23 protein-coding genes are annotated in these 24,730 nt (G+C 66.0%); 14 read left to right on the top strand and 9 right to left on the bottom strand.

Annotation, left to right across the window (positions count from 1 at the left end; all coding sequences use genetic code 11):
* The first annotated feature begins 136 nt into the window (after window positions 1–136).
* From A9Z05_RS10105 to A9Z05_RS10070, 8 genes are all read left to right on the top strand, one after another.
* The gene (locus A9Z05_RS10105) at window positions 137–643 is read left to right on the top strand and encodes a sugar dehydrogenase complex small subunit (protein ID WP_069617961.1); all 507 of its coding nucleotides are present in this window, start codon (window positions 137–139) and stop codon (window positions 641–643) included.
* Window positions 643–2,262: a GMC family oxidoreductase gene (locus A9Z05_RS10100; RefSeq protein ID WP_069617960.1), complete on the top strand. Its 1,620-nt coding sequence runs from the start codon at window positions 643–645 to the stop codon at window positions 2,260–2,262. Before A9Z05_RS10105 ends, A9Z05_RS10100 begins: the two co-directional genes overlap by 1 nt.
* A 2-nt stretch (window positions 2,263–2,264) precedes the next feature.
* The gene (locus tag A9Z05_RS10095; RefSeq protein WP_069617959.1) at window positions 2,265–3,542 is read left to right on the top strand and encodes a cytochrome c; all 1,278 of its coding nucleotides are present in this window, start codon (window positions 2,265–2,267) and stop codon (window positions 3,540–3,542) included.
* Window positions 3,543–3,718: 176 nt separating this feature from the next.
* Entirely contained in the window at window positions 3,719–4,138 is a 420-nt protein-coding gene (locus A9Z05_RS10090; RefSeq protein WP_069617958.1) for a DoxX family protein, read from the top strand.
* Window positions 4,139–4,200: 62 nt separating this feature from the next.
* Window positions 4,201–5,307: a porin gene (locus A9Z05_RS10085; protein ID WP_069617957.1), complete on the top strand. Its 1,107-nt coding sequence runs from the start codon at window positions 4,201–4,203 to the stop codon at window positions 5,305–5,307.
* Between the two features lie 271 nt (window positions 5,308–5,578).
* Complete coding sequence (locus A9Z05_RS36865; protein ID WP_218077806.1) at window positions 5,579–6,412, top strand: aminoglycoside phosphotransferase family protein; 834 nt, start codon at window positions 5,579–5,581, stop codon at window positions 6,410–6,412.
* A 42-nt stretch (window positions 6,413–6,454) separates the two neighbouring features.
* The gene (locus tag A9Z05_RS10075; RefSeq protein ID WP_069617956.1) at window positions 6,455–6,913 is read left to right on the top strand and encodes an NUDIX domain-containing protein; all 459 of its coding nucleotides are present in this window, start codon (window positions 6,455–6,457) and stop codon (window positions 6,911–6,913) included.
* 18 nt (window positions 6,914–6,931) lie between these two features.
* The gene (locus A9Z05_RS10070; protein WP_069617955.1) at window positions 6,932–7,432 is read left to right on the top strand and encodes an AAA family ATPase; all 501 of its coding nucleotides are present in this window, start codon (window positions 6,932–6,934) and stop codon (window positions 7,430–7,432) included.
* Window positions 7,433–7,483: 51 nt separating this feature from the next.
* On the opposite strand, the gene A9Z05_RS10065 is transcribed toward A9Z05_RS10070, so the two are convergent.
* The 3 genes from A9Z05_RS10065 to A9Z05_RS10055 all read right to left on the bottom strand — a co-directional run bounded on the left by A9Z05_RS10065 (window position 7,484) and on the right by A9Z05_RS10055 (window position 10,823).
* Window positions 7,484–8,026: a cysteine hydrolase family protein gene (locus A9Z05_RS10065; protein WP_069617954.1), complete on the bottom strand. Its 543-nt coding sequence runs from the start codon at window positions 8,024–8,026 to the stop codon at window positions 7,484–7,486.
* 240 nt (window positions 8,027–8,266) lie between these two features.
* The gene (locus A9Z05_RS10060) at window positions 8,267–9,595 is read right to left on the bottom strand and encodes an MFS transporter (RefSeq protein WP_069617953.1); all 1,329 of its coding nucleotides are present in this window, start codon (window positions 9,593–9,595) and stop codon (window positions 8,267–8,269) included.
* A gap of 43 nt (window positions 9,596–9,638) precedes the next feature.
* Window positions 9,639–10,823 carry a M20 aminoacylase family protein gene (locus A9Z05_RS10055; protein WP_069617952.1) on the bottom strand — a complete coding sequence of 395 codons (1,185 nt, stop codon included), beginning with the start codon at window positions 10,821–10,823 and terminating at the stop codon, window positions 9,639–9,641.
* A gap of 182 nt (window positions 10,824–11,005) precedes the next feature.
* On the opposite strand from A9Z05_RS10055, the gene A9Z05_RS10050 reads away from it, so the two are divergent.
* Window positions 11,006–11,908 (top strand): LysR substrate-binding domain-containing protein, encoded by a 903-nt coding sequence (locus A9Z05_RS10050; protein WP_050012778.1) that lies wholly within the window; start codon window positions 11,006–11,008, stop codon window positions 11,906–11,908.
* Between the two features lie 173 nt (window positions 11,909–12,081).
* The gene (locus A9Z05_RS10045; RefSeq protein WP_069617951.1) at window positions 12,082–12,402 is read left to right on the top strand and encodes a pyrimidine/purine nucleoside phosphorylase; all 321 of its coding nucleotides are present in this window, start codon (window positions 12,082–12,084) and stop codon (window positions 12,400–12,402) included.
* A gap of 96 nt (window positions 12,403–12,498) precedes the next feature.
* Here A9Z05_RS10045 and A9Z05_RS10040 read toward each other — a convergent pair whose 3' ends face one another.
* From A9Z05_RS10040 to A9Z05_RS10025, 4 genes are all read right to left on the bottom strand, one after another.
* Window positions 12,499–12,831: a hypothetical protein gene (locus A9Z05_RS10040; protein WP_006482964.1), complete on the bottom strand. Its 333-nt coding sequence runs from the start codon at window positions 12,829–12,831 to the stop codon at window positions 12,499–12,501.
* Between the two features lie 431 nt (window positions 12,832–13,262).
* Window positions 13,263–15,050: a chloride channel protein gene (locus A9Z05_RS10035; protein ID WP_069617950.1), complete on the bottom strand. Its 1,788-nt coding sequence runs from the start codon at window positions 15,048–15,050 to the stop codon at window positions 13,263–13,265.
* 14 nt (window positions 15,051–15,064) lie between these two features.
* A complete protein-coding gene (locus A9Z05_RS10030; RefSeq protein WP_069618045.1) occupies window positions 15,065–15,478 on the bottom strand; it encodes a MarR family winged helix-turn-helix transcriptional regulator in 414 nt (137 codons plus the stop codon).
* Between the two features lie 123 nt (window positions 15,479–15,601).
* A complete protein-coding gene (locus tag A9Z05_RS10025; RefSeq protein WP_069617949.1) occupies window positions 15,602–16,774 on the bottom strand; it encodes an HPP family protein in 1,173 nt (390 codons plus the stop codon).
* 362 nt (window positions 16,775–17,136) lie between these two features.
* Here A9Z05_RS10025 and A9Z05_RS10020 point away from each other — a divergent pair, with 362 nt between their 5' ends.
* A complete protein-coding gene (locus tag A9Z05_RS10020; protein WP_050012775.1) occupies window positions 17,137–18,105 on the top strand; it encodes a LysR family transcriptional regulator in 969 nt (322 codons plus the stop codon).
* 27 nt (window positions 18,106–18,132) lie between these two features.
* Here the strand turns inward: A9Z05_RS10020 and A9Z05_RS10015 are convergent, their stop codons facing one another.
* Complete coding sequence (locus tag A9Z05_RS10015) at window positions 18,133–19,497, bottom strand: MFS transporter (protein ID WP_069617948.1); 1,365 nt, start codon at window positions 19,495–19,497, stop codon at window positions 18,133–18,135.
* Window positions 19,498–19,561: 64 nt separating this feature from the next.
* Entirely contained in the window at window positions 19,562–20,500 is a 939-nt protein-coding gene (locus A9Z05_RS10010) for a 2-hydroxyacid dehydrogenase (protein ID WP_069617947.1), read from the bottom strand.
* Window positions 20,501–20,613: 113 nt separating this feature from the next.
* Between A9Z05_RS10010 and A9Z05_RS10005 the strand changes: the two genes are divergently transcribed.
* The 3 genes from A9Z05_RS10005 to A9Z05_RS09995 all read left to right on the top strand — a co-directional run bounded on the left by A9Z05_RS10005 (window position 20,614) and on the right by A9Z05_RS09995 (window position 24,723).
* Window positions 20,614–21,522: a LysR substrate-binding domain-containing protein gene (locus A9Z05_RS10005; RefSeq protein WP_069617946.1), complete on the top strand. Its 909-nt coding sequence runs from the start codon at window positions 20,614–20,616 to the stop codon at window positions 21,520–21,522.
* 279 nt (window positions 21,523–21,801) lie between these two features.
* The gene (locus tag A9Z05_RS10000) at window positions 21,802–22,833 is read left to right on the top strand and encodes a TRAP transporter substrate-binding protein (RefSeq protein ID WP_069617945.1); all 1,032 of its coding nucleotides are present in this window, start codon (window positions 21,802–21,804) and stop codon (window positions 22,831–22,833) included.
* A 3-nt stretch (window positions 22,834–22,836) separates the two neighbouring features.
* On the top strand, window positions 22,837–24,723 hold the full coding sequence (locus tag A9Z05_RS09995) for a TRAP transporter large permease subunit (protein ID WP_084044180.1): 1,887 nt from the start codon (window positions 22,837–22,839) through the stop codon (window positions 24,721–24,723).
* The last annotated feature ends 7 nt before the right edge of the window (window positions 24,724–24,730 follow it).

The raw sequence follows: 24,730 nt of genomic DNA, 5'->3' as shown, positions 1-24,730 counted from the left end.
CCCGGATTGCGGAACATTTAATGAACTATAAAAAGATTGTTCGATTCGATTTGTGCGCGTACATTTCAGGTCCGCGCCAATGTTTGAGAAATATCAAGCGTGGTTTTCCCGAATCCGGTGTTCGAGAGAAGGAAACATGCACAACGACAACACCCCCCAATCGCGTCGTGACAACGACGCAGCCGCAACCGGCATCACGCGGCGTCAATGGCTGCAGGGCGCACTGGCGCTGACGGCGGCGGGCCTCACCGGCTCGCTGGCGTTGCGGGCCCTGGCCGACGATCCGGCCACCGCGCCGCTCGATACGTTCATGACGCTTTCCGAAGCATTGACCGGCAAGAAAGGGCTGAGCCGCGTCACCGGCGAGCGCTATCTGCAGGCACTGCAGAAGGGCTCGTTCAAGACGGCCGACAGCCTGTCGCAACTCGCCGGTGCGCTCGCATCCGGCTCGCTGACTCCCGACCAGGAATCGCTCGCATTGACGATTCTCGGCGCGTGGTATCTCGGCATCGTCGACAACGTCGTGATTACCTACGAAGAAGCATTAATGTTCAGCGTGGTGTCCGATACGCTCGTGATTCCTTCGTATTGCCCCAACAAACCCGGCTTCTGGGCCGAAAAACCCACCGAGAGGCAAGCCTGATGGCCGATACCGATACGCAAAAAGCCGACATCGTCGTCGTCGGATCGGGCGTCGCCGGCGCGATCGTTGCACACCAGCTCGCGATGGCGGGCAAGTCCGTGATCCTGCTGGAAGCCGGCCCGCGCATGCCGCGCTGGGAAATCGTCGAGCGTTTTCGCAACCAGCCCGACAAGACCGATTTCATGGCGCCGTACCCGTCGAGCCCGTGGGCGCCGCATCCGGAATACGGCCCGCCGAACGACTACCTGATCCTGAAGGGCGAGCACAAGTTCAACTCGCAGTACATCCGCGCGGTGGGCGGCACGACGTGGCACTGGGCCGCGTCGGCGTGGCGCTTCATCCCGAACGACTTCAAGATGAAGACCGTGTACGGCGTCGGCCGCGACTGGCCGATCCAGTACGACGACCTCGAGCATTACTATCAGCGCGCCGAGGAAGAGCTCGGCGTGTGGGGCCCGGGCCCCGAGGAAGATCTGTACTCGCCGCGCAAGCAGGCATACCCGATGCCGCCGCTGCCGTTGTCGTTCAACGAGCAGACCATCAAGAGCGCGCTGAACGGCTATGACCCGAAGTTCCACGTGGTGACCGAGCCCGTCGCGCGCAACAGCCGCCCGTACGACGGCCGGCCGACCTGTTGCGGGAACAACAACTGCATGCCGATCTGCCCGATCGGTGCGATGTACAACGGCATCGTCCACGTCGAGAAGGCCGAGCAGGCCGGCGCGAAGCTGATCGACAGCGCGGTCGTCTACAAGCTCGAGACCGGGCCGGACAAGCGCATCGTCGCCGCGATCTACAAGGACAAGACCGGCGCCGACCATCGCGTCGAGGGCAAGTACTTCGTGCTCGCCGCGAACGGCATCGAGACGCCGAAGATCCTGCTGATGTCCGCGAACCGCGATTTCCCGAACGGCGTCGCGAACAGCTCCGACATGGTCGGCCGCAACCTGATGGACCATCCGGGCACCGGCGTGTCGTTCTACGCGAACGAGAAGCTGTGGCCGGGCCGCGGCCCGCAGGAGATGACGTCGCTGATCGGTTTCCGCGACGGCCCGTTCCGGGCAACCGAAGCCGCGAAGAAGATCCACCTGTCGAACATGTCGCGCATCAACCAGGAGACGCAGAAGATCTTCAAGGCCGGCAAGCTGATGAAGCACGAGGAGCTCGACGCGCAGATCCGCGACCGTTCCGCGCGCTACGTGCAGTTCGACTGCTTCCACGAAATCCTGCCGCAGCCCGAGAACCGCATCGTGCCGAGCAAGACGGCCACCGACGCGATCGGCATCCCGCGCCCCGAGATCACGTATGCGATCGACGATTACGTGAAGCGCGGCGCGGTGCACACGCGCGAGGTCTACGCGACGGCCGCGAAGGTGCTCGGCGGCACCGACGTCGTCTTCAACGACGAGTTCGCGCCGAACAACCACATCACCGGTGCGACGATCATGGGCGCGGATGCGCGCGACTCGGTCGTCGACAAGGACTGCCGCACGTTCGACCATCCGAACCTGTTCATCTCGAGCAGCTCGACGATGCCGACCGTCGGTACGGTGAACGTGACGCTGACGATCGCGGCGCTCGCGCTGCGGATGTCGGACACGCTGAAGAAGGAAGTCTGACCGTGCGGAAATCTACTCTCACCTTCCTCCTCGCCGGCTGCCTCGCGCTGTCGGGCCTCGCACGCGCGGCCGATTCGGCCGATCCGGCGCCGGTCAAGCGCGGCGAATACCTCGCGGTCGCGGGCGACTGCATGGCGTGCCACACCGCGAAGGGCGGCAAGCCGTTCGCGGGCGGCCTCGGCATGCCGGTGCCGATGCTCGGCAAGATCTATACGAGCAACATCACGCCCGATCCCGATACCGGCATCGGCAACTGGACGTTCGACGATTTCGAGCGCGCGGTGCGGCACGGCGTGTCGAAGAACGGCGCCAACCTGTACCCGGCGATGCCGTACGTGTCGTACGCGAAGATCACCGACGACGACGTGCAGGCGCTGTACGCGTACTTCATGCACGGCGTCGAACCGGTCAAGCAGGCGCCGCCGAAGAACGAGATCCCTGCGCTGCTGAGCATGCGCTGGCCGCTGAAGATCTGGAACTGGCTGTTTCTGAAGGACGGCGTCTACCAGCCGAAGCCGGCGCAGAGCGCCGAGTGGAACCGCGGCGCGTATCTCGTGCAGGGCCTCGCGCACTGCAGCACGTGCCACACGCCGCGCGGCATCGCGATGCAGGAGAAGTCGCTCGACGAAACGGGCGGCAGCTTCCTGTCGGGCTCGGTGCTCGCGGGCTGGGACGGCTACAACATCACGTCCGACCCGAACGCGGGGATCGGCGGCTGGACGCAGCAGCAGCTCGTCCAGTACCTGCGCACCGGCAGCGTGCCGGGCCTTGCGCAGGCGGCCGGCCCGATGGCCGAGGCGATCGAGCACAGCTTCTCGAAGATGACCGAAGCCGACATCGGCGCGATCTCGACGTACATCCGGACGGTGCCGGCGGTCGCCAACGGCGACGCGAAGCAGTCGCGTTCGTCGTGGGGCAAGCCGGCCGAGGACGGCCTGAAGCTGCGCGGCGTCGCGCTCGCATCGTCGGGCATCGATCCTGCGCGGCTGTATCTCGGCAACTGCGCGACCTGCCACCAGATGCAAGGCAAGGGCACGCCGGATGGTTACTACCCGCCGCTGTTCCACAACTCGACGGTGGGCGCACCGAATCCGACCAATCTCGTGCAGGTGATCCTGAACGGCGTGCAGCGCAAGGCCGGCAGCGAGGACGTCGGGATGCCGGCATTCCGCCACGAGCTGTCGGACGCGCAGATCGCCGCGCTGACGAACTACGTGACCGGGCAGTTCGGCAATCCGGCCGCGAAGGTGACCGAGCAGGACGTCGCGAAGCTGCGCTGACGCGGCACGCGACGAAGCAGGGCGACAACACAAAAGAGGAGGAGCACAGCACATCGGGCGGGCCCGATGCCGGTTGTTGCAGAGCGGGGCGGGGCGGCGCAATTGGCCGCCCCGCCCCGGTTCACAGGCAATCCGGTGCGTGCGGTTGCGCGCGCATCGTTTTCGTTGATCACACCATGACACCGAATCAACCGTTTCTCGCGTCCCAGCGCGATGTGCTGCTGCTGCTGTCCCGAATCCTGCTCGTGATCCTGTTCGTGATGTTCGGCTGGAAGAAGATTGTCGACTTCTCCGGTACGATCGCGTTCATGGGCAGCGAGGGCGCGCCGGCCCCGATCATCTCGGCGGCGATCTCCGTCGTAATGGAATTGTTCGCCGGGATCGCGATCCTCGTCGGTTTCCAGACGCGGCCGCTCGCGCTGCTGCTTGCGCTATATACGATCGGCACCGGCATCATCGGCCACCACTACTGGACGATGACGGGCGGAGAGCAGATCAACAACATGATTCATTTCTACAAGAACATCGCGATCTCGGGCGGCTTGCTTGCGCTCTGCGCGGCCGGCCCCGGACGTTTTTCGATCGATCGCGGATAAGCGACCCGAGGCGCGTGCATGGGGCGCGCGACGGACGGTCGAGACTTCGAGGGGGCATCATTTTGCGACTCAAATACTTCGCATGGCTGATTGCGGCCGCCACGCCGGCGGCTGCGTTTGCACAGACGAGCGTCACGCTGTACGGCCGGATCGACGGCGGCATCGAATACCTGAACCATATCGCGAAGCCGAACGGCGGCAGCGGGACGCGCTGGAGCGCGGAAAGCGGCGACTGGGGCACCAGCATGTTCGGGCTGAAAGGCGTCGAGGATCTCGGCGGCGGGATGTCGACGGTGTTCAACCTGGAAACCGCGTTCCAGGTGATGAACGGCCAGACGGGCGGCGGGCGCATGTGGTCGCGGCGCGCGTACGTCGGGTTGAAGAGCGACACGTGGGGCCAATTGCAGGCGGGCCGCAACCTGTTCATCGACAGCGACGGCGTGTGGGAATTCGATCCGTTCGTCCAGCAGGCGTTTTCGTCGGCGTCGCTCGTGCGCGGCCGCAACTGGCAGCAGAGCAGCAACAACATCGAATATCACAGCCCGGTGATTGGCGGCTTCGACGTGCAGGCGCAATACGCGTTCGGCAATCAGTCGCGCGGTTTCAACTACGGCGCGGCCGACGATTTCGGCCGCTCGGACGGGATCATGATCTCGTACCACTCGCCGGTGCTCGACGTGCGCGGCATCTACGACGAACTGCGCGATAACAACGGCAAGTTCAGCAATATCTTCACGGCGTCGCGCGAGTACTTCGTCGGTGCGAACGTGAAGGTGTCGAAGTTCAAGATCCAGGGCGCGTATACGCACTACCAGGCGCCGGACAGCCCGGCTGGTGTCGCCGATCGTGCGGATCACTACTGGCTCGGCGCGACCTATTCGGCTACGCCGCAGTGGGCCGTGACGGGTGGTGGGTATTACGTGAAGGTGGGTGATGGTGGCGGCGATGCGTCGCACGATCCGTCGGGGCACGCGATCATGTACGTGCTCGGTACCACGTACAACCTGTCAAAGCGCACGTTCCTGTATGGGACGGTCGCGTATGCACGCAACGGCGGAAATTCGAACTTCTCGCTGCTCGCGACGCCGCGGGATGCGACGTCGGGGACGAGCCCGATAACGGGCGAGTCGCAGACGGGCGCGTATGTGGGGATGATGCATACGTTCTGAGAAGGGCGGCTTGTGTTGGTGAAAAAGGCACGGGCGGTGATGGTCCGTGCCTTTTTGCGTTTACGGCGCGCGTCGTATCGTCGATTCCCATTGCGTGACGCGATATGGTCTCCAGGAGGGCTCTTCTGCTGCGTCGAGGCCAGTCCTGTTTAAATTTGCATTCGCTCAAGTTTTTATCGGACCGCACATTCCAAAGCAAACACCCCAATGGCACAAGGCTAATCAGGGCCGCGTCAGCTCCCCTTTCCCGGATTGGGTCCACGCATTTACCTTGCACGGAAAGGTATTCGTCAAGGCCACGACGAACAGAACGGCTTTCGATCGGCACTGTGAAATCCTCGAAGCACTCGAGGCGAGTTCTTTCGCACCCGGAATATTGGAGAAGACCGCTTGGGGGGAATATGCGGTAGTCGTTTTGAGCGCTATTTCAGGCAAGCGACTCGATCACGTTTTGAAAAATGCGGAGCGGGACACGAAGCTGCGGCTCGCCGCGGCTGCAGGCTCTGCTTTAGCGCAACTTCATCGCACAATCACGCCATCGCGCCTGATGGGTATGACGTTCTGGCAGCAGCGTGACGAGAGGCTGGAGCTTCCTGCCGGATGGCGTGTTCATCTCGACGGGATGGTTTCGAAGTGGCTGTCGAGCCTGAACCGGATGGCTCCTGGTTACCCGGAATACCGCGTTCAGTTGGATAGACTTCGTCATTTCGGCGCTGATCTGCGTGTGCCGTCCGACCTCCGGTTGCTGCATTGCGACTACGTCGGAAGAAATATCCTGGTCGACTCGGACGATCACGTGTCCGGAATCCTGGATTTCGAGGCCGCGCGCATTGGGGACGCGGCCTACGACCTGGCGAAGATCGTCTGGGTGGATATGGACTTCTCCGACGAAGTGCTGCGCCACACCTTTCTTGCGAGCTGGGAGGCGACGTACGGTGAGCCGGTCCCACGAGCGGAATTTCTCTACTATGTCGGCGTGCAATGCTTGGCGGCCATCGCCTGGACGGATAAGAACGCACCGCTCGACAACTCGAATGCATTTCGATCAACGGCGATCCTGACGCTGTACAAGGTGGTCCGCGAGTTGCAATTGACTGTCAGTTGAAGCGTTGTCGGGATTGGGGCGATTCTTGTCGGAACAGTGACCGTGCAAATCAAAAACAAGGTACTCGTTTATCTTACATGGCGGGATAGACTACTCGTTTTCACGCAACCCAAGTTTCCGGAAGCCGGGGTGCAGGTGATTGCCGGCACGATCGCGCAGGACGAAATGCCGGTGGCCGCCGCGCTACGCGAGCTTCGCGAGGAAAGCGGGATCGACAATGCCCAGGTTGTGCGTATTCTCGGCAACTACTTCTATTCGATGCAGAAATTCGGAAGAAGTGAGATTCAGCACCGGCATGTCGTGCATGTCACGGTGAGCGATGCCGTTGCAATGAAGGCGCAATGGACGCATTTCGAAAGCGTTCCAGGATCCGGTGGTGAACCCATTGAATTCAGCTTCCAGTGGTTTCCTCTTTTCGGAGCAGAATTCGCGCTGATTGGTGGGCACGATTTCTTCTTGCCCGTCCTGAAACACTTCATGCGCGAGCTGTCGGGTGCGTGATTGAGCAGAGACTGAAATATGAAGATTTGTATCGTAGGCCCGTCGGGCGCTGGGAAAACAACGATCGCAGCGGAACTAGCGCGCAAGTTCGATATCGCCACGTACGAATTCGACGACGTGTATTGGGACACGAGCGGTACAGAGTATGTGAAGAACTCGGAGCAGTCGATGGGCGAGGCCATCGAAAAGATCATCGAACAAGGACGCTGGCTTGTCGAAGGTGCGTACGACAAGCGGATGTATCCGCTGCTCGCAGACTGTTTGCTGATCTTGAGGGTAGAGGTCCCGTTTGGTGTGAGAGCGATACGCCTGATCAAGCGCTTCGTTAGCTCGACGGTAACGGGCAAGTTGCCCAAGGAAACTTTCCGGAACACCGTCGAGCTGATCAGGTTTTCATTGCGCTTCGACAAGCGGCTCAGCGATTTTCTGTCCGCGGACGCAGTGCTTTCGGCGAAGGTCGTTTCAGTCCGCGACACATCATCGAGCATTGAAGCAATACGTATGGCAGGTCTCTGCTGACGCCATTGCAACGCGCGCTCTGGCACATGGCAGTCCGATCGGCGCCGTGCATCAGAGCACGCACGCCTTGGTCGTCGTCAGCGTCGCAAACGGCCCGGCAAGCGTCGCATTGTGATGCGCGACGATCCGCTCGGCGGGCAGCGCGAGCGTATCCATACAAGTGTGCGCATCCGCAACGAGCACCGCGCGAAAGCCGAGATCGCCGGCCGCACGACACGTCGTATCGACGCAGGACTGCGTCTTCATCCCCGCAATCACGATCTCGCCGATACCAGCCGCATGCAGCCACTCGGCGAGCCGCGTGCCCGCGAAGCAGTTCGGCCGCGTCTTGTCGAACACGATGTCGCGGGCGGTATCGATCGCAAGCTCCGGCAGCAGCGCGGCCAGCGGCGCGTCGGGCGCAATCGGCGAGCCGGCTGGGCCGGTGTGACGCGCGGCGAACACGGGGGCACCCGCTTCATGCGCGCGATCGATCAACCGGTTGATATTGGCCAGCACGCGTTCGCCGTCATGCGGACGATCGTCGCCATGAAACAACCCGATCTGCATGTCGATCACGAGCAGCGCTCGTTTCGGGGAAGAGGCTTCGGACATTGCGTTTCTCCTGAGTGGCCGATGCAGACGGAGAAACGAAAAGACCCCGTCCGGAACCGGCGGGGCCTGTGGGAATCGGTGACGCTACGATCTTGCGCGCACTCGCCGCACGGGCCCGCCGAAGGCGGTCGTGCGCGTGGTCGTCGAAAGGATGATCGTGGCGTTGTGCATTGATCAATGATGCCCGATGCGCGGGTGCGACGTCAATGGCGCTTCACGTGCCGCACATCGCGCCACCGCTCAGTCCAGCGCCTTTCCTGCCTTCTCGTCCATGCAACGAATCGCAAGCAACGTCAGCACGCCGCAACCGATCGCATACCACGCGGGCGCATTCGGATTCCCGGTTGCCGCGATCAGCCACGTGACGAAGAACTGCGCGAAGCCGCCGAAGATCGCGACGCCGACGCTATACACGAGCGCACCGCCCGTCGCCCGCACCGCCCGCGGAAACAACTCGCCGAGCATCGCGCCGGTCGCACCGATGTTGATCGCATGCACGATCGACAGCGCGGCGATGATCGACAGCAGCGACGCGGCGCCCGGCCACCGGTTCAGCGCGATGAACGCCGGGTAGATCGCGGCCATCAGCACGATGCGCGTCCACCAGACGATCCGGTTGCGCCCGTACACGTCGGACAGGTGGCCGCCGATCGGCGTCACGAGCATCAGGATCGCGCCGGCGACGCAACCGGCCGTCATCGACAGCCACGTCGGCAGGTGCAGCACCTGCACGCCGTAGATCGCCATGTAGAACACGATGATGTAGTGGATCGACGTGCCGCCGATCGTTACGCCGAGCCCCGCGAACACGGCCTTGCCGTGATGGCGCAGCACGTCGGCGAGCGGCAGCGACGCAACAACGGGCTCGTCGTGCGCGGTGGCGGGCGAGGGCGCCGCCGCCGGGACTTCCTCGACGGTACGGCGCAGCCAGTAACCGAGCGGAACGAACAGCGTGCCGATGATGAACGGCACACGCCAGCCCCAGCTTTCGAGTTGCGCGGCGGTCAGCGTCGACGTCAGCGCAACGCCGGTGAGCGCGCCCGCGAGCGCGGCGAGCCCCTGGCTCGAGAACTGGAACGACGCATAGAAACCGCGGCGATGCTGCGGCGCCTGTTCGAGCAGCAATGTCGTCGATGCGCCGACTTCGCCGCCCGACGCGAACCCCTGCAGCAGCCGTGCGAGCACGAGCAGCAGCGGCGCGGCGATGCCGATCTGCGCGAAGGTCGGTGCGACCGCGATCATCGCGGTGCCGAGCGCCATCAGCAGGAGCGTGAGGATCATCGCCTTCTTGCGGCCGGCGCGATCCGCATACATGCCGATCACGAGCCCGCCGAGCGGACGCGTGACGAAGCCGACACCGAAGCTCGCGACCGCGAGCATCAGTTGTCCGAACGACGAATGGACGGGAAAGAACAGCTTGCCGATCAGGATCGCGAAGAAGCTGTAGACCGTGAAGTCGTAGAACTCGAGCGCATTGCCGACGGCGGCGGCCGCGATCAGACGGCGTTTCTTCGCGGCGGCGCGGGCATCGGCCGGCGTGCCGGCGAACGGAAGGGCGGACGTTTCCATGGGGTTCCCCCGGGTAAGCACGAAACTGCGTGGTGAAGGGCAGTCAGGCCGCGAGCCAGGCTTCGGCGACGCGGACCCAGTAGCTCGCGCCGATCGCGAGGATGTCGTCGTTGAAGTCGTAGCCGGGGTTGTGCACCATGCAGCCGCCCTTGCTCCCGATTCCGTTGCCGATGAATGCGTAGCAACCGGGGCGCGCCTCGAGCATGAACGCGAAATCCTCGCTGCCCATCAGCGGCGCGGCTTCGGTTTCGACGCGTTCCGCGCCGAGCATCTGGCGCGCGACGTCGGCCGCGAACGCGGTCGGCTCCGCGTGATTGACGAGCACCGGATAGCCGTAGTCGTAGTCGACTTCCACGGTGACGCCGAAGCTCTCCGCCTGGCCCTTCGCGAGTGCTTCGATGCGGCGCGCGAGCAGCGCGCGCACGTCGGCGTTCAGCGCGCGAACCGACAGTTTCATCACGACGGTTTCGGGAATGATGTTGAAGGTCTCGCCGGCCTGCACGCTGCCGACGGTGATCACCGCCGCATGCTGCGCATCGACCTCGCGTGCGACGATCGTCTGCAGCGCGACCATGATGCTGCCCGCGGCCGACATCGGATCGCGCGCGAAATGCGGCATCGCGCCGTGACCGCCGACGCCGCGCAGCGTGATCGTCACGCGGTCGGCCGACGCCATCGCGGCGCCGGTGCGGAACGCCATGTCGCCGGCCGCGCGGCCCGGCATGTTGTGGATCGCGAAGATCGCGTCGCACGGGAAACGGTCGAACAGGCCGTCGTCCATCATCGCCTTCGCGCCGCCGAAGTTTTCCTCGGCGGGCTGGAAGATCAGGTTCAGCGTGCCGGAGAACCGGCGCGTGGCCGCGAGGTGGCGCGCCGCGCACAGCAGCATCGCGGTGTGGCCGTCATGGCCGCATGCATGCATCTTGTTCGCATGGCGGCTTGCGTACGGCAGGCCCGTGGTTTCCGTGAGCGGCAGCGCGTCCATGTCGGCGCGCAGCCCGACCGTGCGCGCGCCTTGCCCTTCGCGCAGCACGCCGACTACGCCCGTCTTGCCGATGCCGCGATGCACGTCGTAGCCCCAGCCGGTGAGCAGTTCGGCGACGAGATCGCTCGTGCGCGTTTCTTCGAATGCGAGTTCGGGATGGGCGTGGATGCGGCGGCGCACCTCGACGAGTTCGGGGGCGATCGCGGCGATGCCGGGGATGACGGGGTTCACGGCGTGCAGCATGGTCTCTCCAGTGGGGCGGGTGGGTCGTTTGACGCGCATATGACGACCAAGCATATAAATTTCTTTTGCGTACCAGAAGCTGCTAAATTGCTTTGGTGCACACCGTCGGTTGCCGCTCGGGAATACCCTGAACCATTGCGCGGCACGGCGCACGGGGTTTCCACGGATTACGCATTGCCGCCATGAAATACCATCAGCTGAAAGCGTTCGTCACCGCCGCGGAGGAAGGGAGCATTCGCGCGGCCGCGCGGCGGCTGAACGTATCGCCGGCCGCGCTGACGAAGGCGGTCAAGGAGCTGGAGATCGCGCTCGGCGTATCGCTCGTCGTGCGCACCGCGCGCGGCGTGCAGCTCACCGCGTTCGGCCAGCAACTGCAGGTGCGTGCGCGGCTGATCGTCGCCGAAATGCAGCGCGCCCGCGACGACATCGAGCAGGCACAGGGCGCGATGACGGGTTCCGTCGCGGCGGCGATCACGCCGGCGGCGGCGGTGACGATCCTGCCCGACGCGTTCCGTGCGTTCCGGCGCCGCTTTCCGGTGGCGCGCGTCAATCTGGTCGAAGGGTTTCCGGGCGTTGCGCTGCCGCGCCTGCACGATGGTTCGCTCGATTTCGCGGTGGCCGTGGTCGTGCCGGAACTGCTGGCGGCCGAGTTCGATCACGCGGAACTCTATGCGAGCCGCTCGCTGATCGTCGCGCGCAAAGGGCATCCGCTCGCGTCGGCCACGTCGCTTGCCGATCTCGTCGAGGCCGACTGGTTGATGAATCCGTCGCCGGAAAGCTCCACGCAGGTGTTGTTCAACTCGTTCGTCGCGTACGGGCTGCCGGTGCCGGCGCGTGTCGTCGAGTGCCCGAGCTTCGGTCTCGCGCACAGCCTGATGACCGGTTGCGACCTGATCGCGTCGATGCCCGAGCAATTGCTGCAAGGCGAGTGGGCGCGCGACCAGCTGGCGGTGCTGCCGATCCGCGAGCGCTTGCCGGGCGTATCGGTGCAGGTCGTCACGCGCCGCGACAGCCCGCTGACGCCGGCCGCGGCGATGCTGCTCGATTGCCTGCGCGATTCCGCGCGGCGCAAGGGATTAAGGTGAGCGCGCGCCCCGCAAGGATCACGTAGTGATCCTGACGATCATGGGGCAGGCATGCGCCGGCCGCGCGCCATTCGAGCGCATCTTGCGCGAGCCGGTATCATAGCGGCCGGCCCGCCGCTCCGGCCGGCCTCCAACCACACCGCCATCCGGCATCCAGCAATCAGAGGCATCCCATGACCAGTGCAACCCAATTCGACAACGTATCGGTCGTCAAGCGCGCGAACGTTTATTTCGACGGCAAGTGCGTGTCGCATACCGTGCTCTTCCCGGACGGCACGCGCAAGACGCTCGGCGTGATCCTGCCGTGCGCGCTCAACTTCGGCACGGATGCGCCCGAATTGATGGAAGTGCAGGCCGGCAAGTGCCGCGTGAAGCTCGACGGCAGCAGCGAATGGCAGGCCTATGGCGCCGGCGAATCGTTCTCGGTGCCGGGCAAGAGCCGCTTCGACATCGAAGTGCTCGAGACGCTCGATTACGTCTGCAGCTATCTGTAACGCGCTTGCCGCAGCAAAGAAAAAGCCCCGCCGAAGCGGGGCTGGTCGCAAGCGGATGGCGCGAGGCCATCCGAAGCGCCTGTTCTCGTTACTGCGTTACAGGCAGGCGTTGATGTCGCCGGCGGACGCTGCGTCGCCGCGCACGCCGACCCACGTTTTCGCACCCGGCTTCCACGACGGACGAACCATCGCGGCGGCGCCGTTCGGCGGCTGCTGGCCCGGTGCGTACACGTCGGTCGCGAGGCCGTTGGCCAGCACGTTCTGCGAGATCACCTGTTGTTGCGACTTGTCGGCCCAGGTCTTGGCGATGCACGCCGACACGTCCGGCGCGTCTTTCTGGCTTTGTCCCACGTTCTGCACGGCAGGTTCGGCAGCATGAGCAGAAATTGCCACGGTCAATGCGATGAGCGGTAAGTATTTCACGTTCACGTTATCTCCCTCGAGTCGTGATTGATTGAGTGGGATGCGCAGCAATGCTGCGTGCAAGTGAGATTCCATCCTGCAAGCACGGTTCCGACCATTCCGAAACAAGTTGTTAACGCGCTTGCCAAATGGCGGCCCGGATGCTGCGCATGTTGCTGCGGCGCGGCATGCGTCGTGCTCGACGTCATGCATGGCGCGGTCCGCGCGCTGTCCGATCGTGGTGTGGTGAGGTGACGGCCGCGGCGGGCGGGATGTCCGTGCATCCCGCGCCGCGACTCTTTATCTGATGACGAAGTGGAATGGCTGATGGATGGCCCCGTCGCATGAGCACCATGATGACAAACTTTCGTCCAGCGAACTGTTAACCAACTTTAAACCGAGGAAGGCAGCGGGGACGCGATGCGCGGGCGGGGCGAACGCCGCGCATGCGGGCTGTGTCAGCCGGCCTTGCGCGAGCCGACGTCGCGCAGGTTGACCGGGACGACCGGACGGAAGCGCTCGCGCTTCTGTTCGTCGTCGACGTGCTGGAGCGCCGGCTTGATCAGGTCGCTGCGAGACACGATGCCCGTGATGCGCAGCGATTGCTCGTCGGCGACCACCGGCAGGCGTTCGAGGCCGAGCATCGCGAGGCGCGACGCGACGACGCGGCACGTCTCGTGCGCCAGCGCGACGGCCGGTGCGCGGTTGGTGAACACATCCGAAATCGGCGTGTCGGCACCGGCCTGTGCCCGCTGCGCGTCGAGCGTCGTGCGATCGACGAGGCCGAGCAGGCGGCCGTGCTGCACGACCGGATACGCGCGGTGCGTCTGCTTCGCGCCGAAGTATTGCGCTTCGACGGTATCGAGCGTCGCTGCGCCGTCGATCGCGACGAGCCGATCGGCCGACGTCATCACTTCGCCGACGTCATGCCGTTCGAGCGGATCGACGCCGTATTCGCGATAGATGTGGTAACCGCGGCGGGCGATCTTTTCCGTCATGATCGAGCGCTTCATCACGATGGTCGCGAACCCGTGCGCGACGAGCGTCGCCGCAAGCAGCGGCAGCAGCGCATTGGCGTCGTGCGTGAGGCCGAACGCGAACACGATCGCGGCGAGCGGGGCGCCGAGCGTCGCGCCGAGCGTCGCGGCCATGCACACGAGCGGCCACAGCGCCGGATCGCCGCCCGGCAACACCGGCGACAGCACGGTGCCGAGGCCGGCGCCGAGCATCAGCAGCGGGGCGAGCACACCGCCCGAGGTGCCCGAGCCGAGCGCGATCACCCACATCACGGCCTTCACGATCAGCAGCGCGAGCGCGATCTTCAGCGCGATGTGCTGGTGCAGCAGGTCGCCGATCACATCGTAGCCGACGCCGAGCGCGCGCGGTTCGAGCCAGCCGCCGACGCCGATCACGATCGCGCCGAGCGCCGGCCACCACATCCAGTGCACAGGCAGCTTCGCGAATGCGTCTTCGACGCGGTAGAGCGCCGCCGACAGGCCGCACGCGAGCATGCCCGACAGCAGGCCCGCGACGAGGCACGACAGCAGCGCGGCGGAGGTCGGCGCGGCCGTCGTCAGCGGAAACAGCGGATCGACGCCGAAGAACACCGCGCGTGCGAAGCCCGCCACCGCGCATGCGAGCGCGACCGGCAGGAAACTGCGCGGACGCCATTCGAACAGCAGCAGTTCGACCGCGAGCAGCACGGCGGCCACCGGCGTGCCGAACACGGCCGTCATGCCGGCGGCTGCACCGGCGACGAGCAGCGTCTTGCGCTCGGCGGCGGTCACGTGCACGCATTGCGCGATCAGTGAGCCGAGCGCGCCGCCCGTCATGATGATCGGGCCTTCGGCGCCGAACGGGCCGCCGCTGCCGATCACGACGCCGGACGACAACGGCTTGAGGATCGCGACCTTCGGCGACATCCGGCTCTTGCCGAACAGGATCGCCTCGATCGCTTCCGGAATGCCGTGGCCGCGGATCTTCTCCGAACCGAAACGCGCCATCAACCCGACGATCAGCCCGCCGATCACCGGGACCGCGATCACCCATGCGCCGAGCGTGTTGTTCGCGGGCGAATGGTCGGCGAACGACAGTTGCTGGAAGAAGAACAGGTTCGTGAACAGGCGGATCAGGCTCAGCAGCACGCACGCGGCGAGCGTGCCGAGCAGGCCGATCACGGCGGCAAGCAATGCGATCCTGGGCAGGCGTTCGTTGGTCGAGAAATCGCGTTTGTGTGGTGCGTTCATCGGAGTGGCGAGGGTCAGTAATCGATCTGGGGAACCTGGAACGTGCCCTTGAGCGACTTCAGTTCGGCACGATGCATGGCCGCGAGACGGGCAAGCAGCGTTTCGCCGGCCGGCTCGAGATGGACTTCGACCTGGCGGCGGTCGGCTTCGCTCGGCTTGCGCTTCACGAGCCCGAGCGCTTCGCAGCGCGTCACCAGCGCCACGACGCCGTGGTGCTGCGCCTGCAGGCGCTCCGCGAGTTCGCCGATGGTCGCCCATTCGCGATGCGGATAGCCCTTGATGTGCAGCAGCAGCAGGTATTGCAGCGGCGTCACGCCTTCGCTTTGCGCGGCGCGTTCGGAAAAGCGCTCGAAGCGGCGCATCTGGTAGCGGAACTCGGACAGTTGCTGGAAATCGCTTTTCGTCAGTGCGCGTCGGGTATCGGTCATCGAAGTCATTCTGGTAATCGGTTACGGTGGCGGTTAATCTATCACAACATGATATAAATGGCGGGAATATGGCGGAATGACTGCATTCTGCGTTCAGCCGGCGGCTACATGGCGTGATGCGCGCTACGCGGCTTCGAGCATTTGGGTCCGCTGATAAAGGCTCGTGACGAGATCCGTCTGCGTAATGATGCCGACGAGCCGGCGTGATGCATCGACGACCGGAATATGGTGGTGGCCCGAATGCGTGAACAGCGGCACGAGCGCCGTGATCGGCATCGTTTCCTGCACCGACGCGACGTCGCGCGTCATCACGGACGCGACGCTCGCGGGCTGGCCGCCGAACGATTGCGGCAGCCGCGCGCACAGGCGCTGCCACAGCGGGGCCGGATGGCGCGACTGGCGCGTGAGGTCGGCGCGTGTGACGATGCCGGCCAGGCGGCCTTCGCCGTCCACCACGGGCAGCGCCTTCACGCGGTGGCGGTCGAGCAGCGTGAGCGCGGCCGTGACCGACGTGGACGGCGCGACCTCGATCGCATGCTTCGTCATCAGGTCGGCGCACTTCAACTGGCCGAACGTGCGCGTATAAGCCTGCATTTCGGTTTCGCGCAGCAGCGTTTCGAGATCGTCCGGATCGACATCGAGCCATTCGCTGCGGCGCTTCAGTACCGCATCGAGGTCGCCGCGCGTGAAGCCGCCGCGCGCGAGTGCGGCACCCGCCTGCGGTTTCGCTTCGGGACGCACGCCGCCGTGCGGGTAGCGGTGCCCGGTCAGCGCGTGGTAGAGGAGCGCGGCCGACAGCAGGATCGCCGATTGCAGCGCGATCGGCTGCAGCACGAAACCGAAGCCGAGCGAATGAATCGCCGGGCCGCCGACCACGGCGGTGAGCGCGACGGCGCCCGACGGCGGGTGCACGCAGCGCAGCGCGAACATGCCGCCGATCGCACAGGCGATCGCGACCGCGGCGGCCGTGATCGGATCGGCGATCCATTGCGCGCACGCGACGCCGACAGTCGCCGCGACGAGGTTGCCGCCGACGATCGACCAGGGCTGCGCGAGCGGGCTCGCCGGCACCGCGAACAGCAGCACGGCCGACGCACCCATCGGCGCGACGAGCAGCGGCACGAGGCCCGGCACGCCGGGCAGCAGCCGCATCGCGACGCCGACCGTCGCAATCCCCACGAGCGCGCCGGTGCACGCGCGCAGGCGCTCGCGCCAGCCGAGTGTCATCGGATGGGGAATGAAGCTGTGCAGCCATTGCCGCAGCGTGCGGCGCGACGGGGAGGAGCCTGGCGACATGGGTGATGAGCGGTCAAAAGGACGGCGCCTGGGTGCGGCGACAAGCGTCGAATTATATCGTGTTGTGATACAAATTGCCGCGCCGCATCACGCCGGTGCACGCGCACGACGCACGCGACTTGCAAAATCCTTTCATCGAATGAGAGCTTGCGCACGCATAGCCGCGCAAATTTGTCTGCAGCGGCGTACAATTCGGCGCAGTCAATTCCCCCGTCATGCCAGAACCCCCGACCTCGATGCCCGCTCTCCCGCCTCCTCCCCGGCACGGTGATCGATTCGACGTGGTTCGCGGCCGCGTTCCGTTGCCCCTCTGACGCGAGCACCGCCGACGCCTCCCCACTGACTCTTCCCAAGCCAATTCAATGGACATGCTCGAAAACATGCGCCTGTTCGTGCGCGTTGTCGAAGCCGGCAGTTTTACTGCGGTCGCGAAGGAAATCGACGCGACCACCGCGCAGGTATCGCGCGCGGTCTCGAACCTCGAAGCCCACGTACAGACGCGCCTGCTGCATCGCACGACCCGCCACCTCGGCCTGACCGAAAGCGGCGAGCGCTATTTCGAGCGCGCGAAATCGATCCTCGCGGAACTCGACTACGCGAACGCGGAGGCGCGCAACGCGCTGCTGCGGCCGAGCGGCAAGATGCGCATCCATGCGATGACGGGGCTCGGGCAGAGTCATGTCGTGTCGTCGATCGTGCGCTACCAGGCGGACAACCCCGACGTGTCGGTCGAGCTGACGCTCGCGCAGCGGATGCCGAATCTGGTCGAAGAGGGCTATGACGTGTCGATCGTGACCGCGTCGCAGTTGCCCGATTCCGGGTATGTCGCGCAGACCTGCGGCACGAGTTGCAGCGTGCTGGTCGCGTCGCGCGAATACCTGGCGCGACATGGCACGCCGCAGACGCCGGACGAGCTGCCGAACCACGTGTGTCTGCGCCTCGACACGCCCGCGTCGCCGGCCGGCGAATGGCGGCTCGAACGCAGCGACGGCGAGGAGACCGTCTACGCGCTGCAGCCGGCGCCGTTCCAGGTCAACGTGCCGGATGCGCTGTGCGTCGCGGTGCGTGCCGGACGCGGGATCGCGTGCGTGGCGCTGTATACGGTGCTCGACGATATCCGCGAAGGGCGGCTGATCCGCGTGCTGCCCGAATACCGGCTGCAGACGGTGAGCGTCTATGCCGTCTACGCGACGCGCCGTTATCTCGATGCGAAGATCCGCACCTTCCTCGATCACCTGCGCACGACGCTCACGCCCGCGCTGGAGAACGATCTGCGCGAACTCGACCGGCTGACGACCGAGCACGCGCCAGCCGGCCGCCAGCGCGCGTAACGGTGCGCCGGCGCACGGCCGCGGCGTTCATGCGGCCGGCGCGATGCGGATCCGCTCGAAGCGGCCCGCGAGCCACGTGTACGCGGCAATGCCGATGAGCCCGTGCGCGGCGACGAACCATAACGCGCCGGCGAACGAACCCGTGCTGGCGACGAAGTAGCCGATCACGAGCGGCGTGACGATCCCGGCGATATTGCCGAGACCGTTGAAGACGCCGCCGCTCAGCCCGACCATGCCTTCCGGCGCCGTGTCGGCGAGCACGGCCCAGCCGACCGCCGCGAGTCCCTTGCCGAAGAACGCGATCGTCATCAGCGCGATCACGACCGCGTTCGACGATGCGCCGTTCGCGAGCACGAGCAGCGTCGCCATCGCCATCCCCGCGACGAACGGCGTCTTGCGCGCCCGTGACGGATGCATGCCGCGCCGGATCAGCCAGTCCGACAGCAGGCCGCCGAGCACGCCGCCCGTGAAGCCGCAGATCGCCGGCAGCGCGGCGACCCAGCCGGCTTCCATGATGGTCATCCCGCGCCCCTTGATCAGATAGATCGGGAACCACGTGATGAAGAAGTAGGTGAGGGCCGTGATGCAGTACTGGCCGATGTAGATCGCCCACAGGTTCCGGTGGCGGAACAGTTGCGACACGTCGCGCCACGACGCGCGCGGCCGTTCGCGCATGCGGTTCGCTTCAAGATCGACGAGTGCGCCGTGGGCGCGCAGGTAGTCGCGCTCCGCGTCGGTCATGCGCGGGTGGCCATGCGGCTCGCGATACCACGCGAACCACAGCGCGGCGAGCGCGATGCCGAGCAGCCCCATCCACAGGAATACGTGTTCCCAGCCGAGCGCATGCGTGAGCCACGCCATCGCCGGCGTGAACAGCACGACGGCCATGTATTGCGCGGAATTGAACAGCGCGGATGCGGTGCCGCGTTCGGCCGTCGGGAACCAGCAGGCGACGATCCGCGAATTGGCCGGAAACGCCGGCGACTCGACGAGACCGAGCATGAAGCGCATCACGAACAGCGCGAGCGTCGCGGCCGCGCCGTGCACGGCGAACCCGCCGACCGTGCCTTGCAACATCGTGAATATCGACCACAGCAGCAGGCTCAGACCGTACACGCGCCGCGCGCCGAAGCGATCGAGCAGCCAGCCGCCCGGAACCTGGCCGATCGCATAGGCCCACGCGAACGCCGAAAAGACGATGCCGAGTTGGACGGGCGTGAGTCCGAGGTCGTGCGCGACGCCGGTGCCGGCGATCGACATCGTCGCGCGGTCCGCATAATTGATGACGGTGACCGCGAAAATCAGCGCGAGGACCGCATAACGGACGCGGCCGATCGTGCGCGACGCGGCGGGCGATGCGGCGAGCGCAGCGCCGCTGGATCGATTGGACATGCGTGTCTCCTGGCCCCCGTCGTGCGGAGGCATCCGGTGTTGTAACGGAAGACTGGCGCCACGCTCAGCGCGTGACGCTGGTCGGCGGGCGCTGGCCCGCGAAGCACGCGGCGAGGTTCGCGAGCACGATGCGCCCCATTTGCTCCCGCGTCTCATGCGTGGCGCTCGCGCGGTGCGGCTGCACGACGACGCGATCGAGTTCGAGCAGCGCGGCCGGCACGTGCGGTTCGTTCGCGAACACGTCGAGCCCGGCGCCGGCGATCGTGCCGTCGGACAGCGCGCGCACGAGCGCGGCTTCGTCGATCAGCTTGCCGCGCGCGACATTGATCAGGAATCCTTTCGGGCCGAGCGCGGCGAGCACGTCGGCCGTCACCAGCACATTGCCGTGATCGGCCGAGGCCGCGATCACGAGCACGTCGCTGTCGCGCGCGAGCGCGGCGAGGTCGGGCACGAAGCGATAGCCGCTGTCGCGATGCTCGCGCGGGCCGAAGTAACTGACGGGCATCCGGAACGCCTGCGCGCGCCGCGCGATCGCGCGCCCGACGCGGCCGAGTCCGACGATGCCGAGCCGCTTGCCCGTGACCTGCGTCGCGAGCGGCTGGGCCGTCTTGCCCCAGCGGCCGGCGCGCACGATCCGCTCGCCGGCGCCGAGGTCGCGCAGCGTCATCAGGATCAGCCCCAGCGCCATGTCGGCGACGTCGTCGGTCAGCACGTCGGGGGTGGTCGTCACGTGGATGCCGCGCGCCCGCGCGCGGTCGAGATCGACCGCGTCGGTGCCGATGCCGCTGATCGCGATGATCTCGAGCGCGGCGAGCCGGTCCATCAGCGCGGCGGACAGGCCGTTCGCGCCGCCGGTCACGACGCCGCGAATGCGCGGCGCCACGCGATCGAGCAGCGCGTCCGGCTCCTCGGCCGCATACAGTCGATGCACGGTGTAACGGGCGGACAGTTCGGCGTCGATGGTGTCGGGGAGCGGCTGCGTCAGCAGGATATCGATGGTCATGAAGGTCTCGGTCGTCGTGCGCGACGTGGGCCGCGCATCCGGTGGAACCGAGTATAGAAATCGCATCGATATCGGTCTAACATCAAAATACTATCAATTGATTCAAGATTTGAATGATTGAACTGCACCAGCTTCGCTGCTTCGTCGCGGTTGCCGAGGAACTGCATTTCGGCCGAGCGGCCAGGCGGCTCTTCATGACCCAGCCGCCGCTCAGCCGGCAAATCCAGTTGCTCGAGCATGCGCTCGGCATCGCGCTGCTCGAGCGCAGCAGCCGGCAGGTCAGCCTGACCGCGGCCGGCGAACGGTTCCTGCGCGACGCGCGGCACATCCTCGAATTCTCCGCGCGCGCCGAGCAGGCCGCGCAGCGCGTCGCGCACGGCGGGGCCGGGCGCATCACGCTCGGTTTCACGGCCGTCAGTGCGTACCGGATGATCCCGGTGCTGCTCGCGCATGCCGCGCATGCGTTGCCGGACGTCGACGTCGAACTGCGCGAAATGGTGTCGACCGTGCAGATCGACGCGCTCGCGTCGCGGATGCTCGACGCGGGTTTCGTCCGCCAGCGCGCCGCGCGCCAGCCGCTCGAATACCGGCTCGTGCAGCGCGAACCGATGCTCGTCGCGGTCGCGGAAGGCGCGCCGCTCGCGGCCTACGCGCAGATCGGCCCCGACGAGCTCGACCGGCAGCCGTTCATCGCGTATTCGCCGAACGAGGGCAAGTATTTCCACGACATGATCTCCGGGATGTTCGCAGGCGCCGGGCGGCTGCCGAACTACCTGCACTACGTCGGCCAGACGCATACGATCCTCGGCCTCGTGCGCGCGGGGCTCGGCGCGGCGCTGGTGCCCGCGTCGGCGCGCGAGCTTCATGTGGACGGCGTGGTGTTCCGGCCGCTGGCGGGCGCGAACGTGGCGGCCGAGTTGTATCTCGCATGGCGCGCGGACAACGACAATCCGGCGCTGCCGGTGTTCAACGCGATGGTCGAGCGGTTTCTGACCGGCAGCCCGGACGACGCGGGCGTTTAGCGGCGCTTGCCTGCATGAGCGGAGCGTCCTTGCGCGCCGAAAAGTCTGTCGTCTGATGATTCGGCCCGTCGGTGTCGGTCGTCTCGCCGACGGCTGAAACACGTGAGAAACAGTGATTTTTCATCCGGATCTGGCGAGAAACAAATCCACGTACTCCTCGTCATTTCATCCTGGACAGGGGAAACCCTCATTTTTCTCTCATCGGTCGTCGTATTACTGTATCGATACACTAAATCGATACAGTTGCGTCGCGAGACGCACTCGCAAAGGAGACGGCTCATGAGTACCTATACCCGGCGGCGCTTTCTGCAGACGCTGTCCGCCGCTACGCTCGCGACCGCTGGCGGCTTGCCGGAAGCCGTGCGCGCGCAGCAGCCGGTCGTCACGCTGCGCTGCTCGTCGTCGATGCCGGCCGACCAGAACGCCGCGCACTACGTGTGGTACCAGCGTCTCGCGGCGAACCTGAAGGCGAGCGTGGGCGATGCGATTCGGGTCGACTACTTTCCGAACAGCCAGCTCGGCAAGGAAAGCGATGTCGTGCAGCAGGTCAAGATCGGCGCGATCGACATGATGATCGCGGGTTCGTCGATCTGGGCCACGATCGCACCGGAGCTCGGGATGCTCGATCTCGGCTACCTGTTCGACAGCTACGCGCATGTCGCGAAGGCGCTCGACGGCCCGGTCGGCACGAGCCTGAACGCGCTGCTGCAAAAGCGCGCGGGATGCTCGGTGCTGACCTGGGGCTCGCATTTCGGCGGGCGCTCCGTGTTTACGAAGCAGCCGGTGACGGCGCTGCCCGGGCTGAAGGGGACGAAGCTGCGCGTGCTGCCGACGCCCGCGTTCATGGATACCTTCAAGGCGATGGGCGCGGTGCCGACGCCGATCCCGTTCGGCGAGCTGTACATGGCCGTGCAGACGGGCGTCGTCGACGGTCTCGAACACGATCCCGCCACGGTGCTCGCGAGTCGCTTCGACGAGATCGTGAAGTCGTGCTGGCAATCGCAACACGTGTTCGCGGCGATGACCGTCGTGATGGGGCGGCGTGCGCTCGACCGGATTCCGGCCAATCTGCGGCCGGCTTTCGACCGCGCGGTGGCCGACGCAACCGTGCAGCAGCGCGCGATTGCCGCGCAGAAGGCCGCGCAGGCGGAGCAGGCGCTGAAGCAGCGCGGCATGTCGTTTCACCCGCTGGCCGATGGCGAGCGCGCGGCGCTGCGGCAGACGATGCACGACCGCCTGTATGTGGCGTTCGCGAAGCAGTATCCGGCCACCGCGCCGCTCTTTCCGGCGATCGCCGCCGCGCGGGGTTGAGCGATGGACATGCATTCCGTCTCGGGCGCCGCGCCGGCGCCCGCCGCAGGCCGGCCGGCGCATCGCGCCGCCCGCGTGCTGGATGCGGTGCTGCGCGGGATCGAGATCCTGTCGGCCGCGGTGCTCGCCGTCGACGTGCTCGTCGTGTTCGTGTCGGTCGTGTTCCGCTATTTCCTGCACGACCCGGTCGACTGGGCCGAGGAAGTGGCGAGCGCGCTGATGATCGTGCTGGTGTTCTTCGGCGCGGCGACGGTGCTCGGGCGCAGCCAGCATGTCGGCATCGACGTGTTTCGCGGCCTGCTGCCGGCACGCTGGCAGGGCGCGTTGATCCAGGTCGGCCACTGGATCGTGGCGGCCGTTGCGCTGAACCTGCTGGTGTCGTCATGCCAGTTGCTCGCGGATTCGTACGACCAGATGACGACGGGCGGCTTGCCGGGCTGGATCAACGGGTATCCGATGATGTTCGGCGCACTGTTCATGACGGTATTCGCGCTCGCCAATGCGCTGAACGCGCCGCGCCGCCGGGTGATCCGCACGTTCGCGTGCTGTGCGGCGCTCGCGGCCGCCATATACGGCTGGAACGCGCTGTGGCCCGCGCATGCGGTCGCGCCCGGCACGCTGCTCGTCGCGGGCTTCGTCGGCGGGCTGGTGCTCGGCGTGCCGATCGGGTTCGTGCTGGCGTTTTCGGCGCTGCTGTATTTCCTCGCGGATCCGACGCTGCCGCTGCTCGTCTACTCGCAACAGGTGATGGCCGGGGCCGATCACTTCGTCCTGCTCGCGGTACCGTTCTTCGTGCTGGCGGGGCTGCTGATGGAGTCCAACGGGATGTCGGCGCGGCTCGTCGAACTGCTGCTGCGGATGTTCGGACGCGTGCGGGGCGGGCTCGGCCTGATCGTGATCTTCGCGACGGCCTGCTTTTCCGGCGTGTCGGGCTCGAAACTGGCCGATATCGCGGCGGTGGGCGGCGTCGTGATGCCGGCCGTGCGCCGCGCGCGGCAGGACCCGAACGAAACCGCCGCGCTGCTCGCGTGCAGCGCGGTGATGGCCGAGACGATTCCGCCGTGCGTGAACATGATCATCATGGGCTTCGTCGCGAACATCTCGATCGCCGGGCTGTTCGTCGCGGGGATCGTGCCGGCGGCCGTGCTCGCCGCGTCGCTCGCGGTCGTGACGGTGGTCACCGGGCGCAAGATCGACGTGGCCGAGGTATTCGGCGAGCGTCGCGCGTGGCTGCCGCTCGCGGGCGGCGCGCTCGTCGCGCTGGTCATGGTCGCGATGATCGGCAAGGGCGTGACGTCGGGGATCGCGACGTCGACCGAAGTGTCCGCGTTCGCGGTGGTCTATGCACTCGTCGTGGGCTGGCTCGCGTTCCGCGAACTGACGTGGCGCTCGGTCGGCCGCGTATTCGTGCGCGCCGCGTCGATGGCGAGCGGCATCCTGTTCATCGTGGCCGCGGCGTCGAGCGTGTCGTTCGCGCTGTCGATCGAGCAGATTCCAGCCCTCGTCTCGGGCACAATGACGGCGTTTGCCCATCAGTACGGCGCGACGATGTTCCTGCTGCTGTCGGCGCTGCTGATGATCGTGTTCGGCGCCGTGCTCGAAGGCGCGCCCGCGCTGATCATCTTCGGGCCGCTGCTCGCGCCGATCGCGCTGCAGCTCGGCATCCATCCGCTGCATTTCGGCACGGTCGTGGTGGTGGCGATGGGGTTCGGGCTGTTCGCGCCGCCGGTCGGGCTCGGGCTGTTCACGACGTGCGCGATCACGGGCACCGAGGTCGGGCGCGTGGCCCGGCCGATGGTGAAATATCTGCTGGTGCTGTTCGCTGCCCTCGTGGCGCTGATCTTCGCACCGGCGTTTTCGTTGTGGCTGCCGGCCCATTTCGGCCTGTAGCCCGTTC

This window comes from Burkholderia sp. A2 (assembly GCF_001729305.1).
GTDB lineage: Bacteria > Pseudomonadota > Gammaproteobacteria > Burkholderiales > Burkholderiaceae > Burkholderia > Burkholderia sola.
Note: the sequence above shows the minus strand (reverse complement) of the source record. Positions and strands in the feature narration are given on the sequence as shown.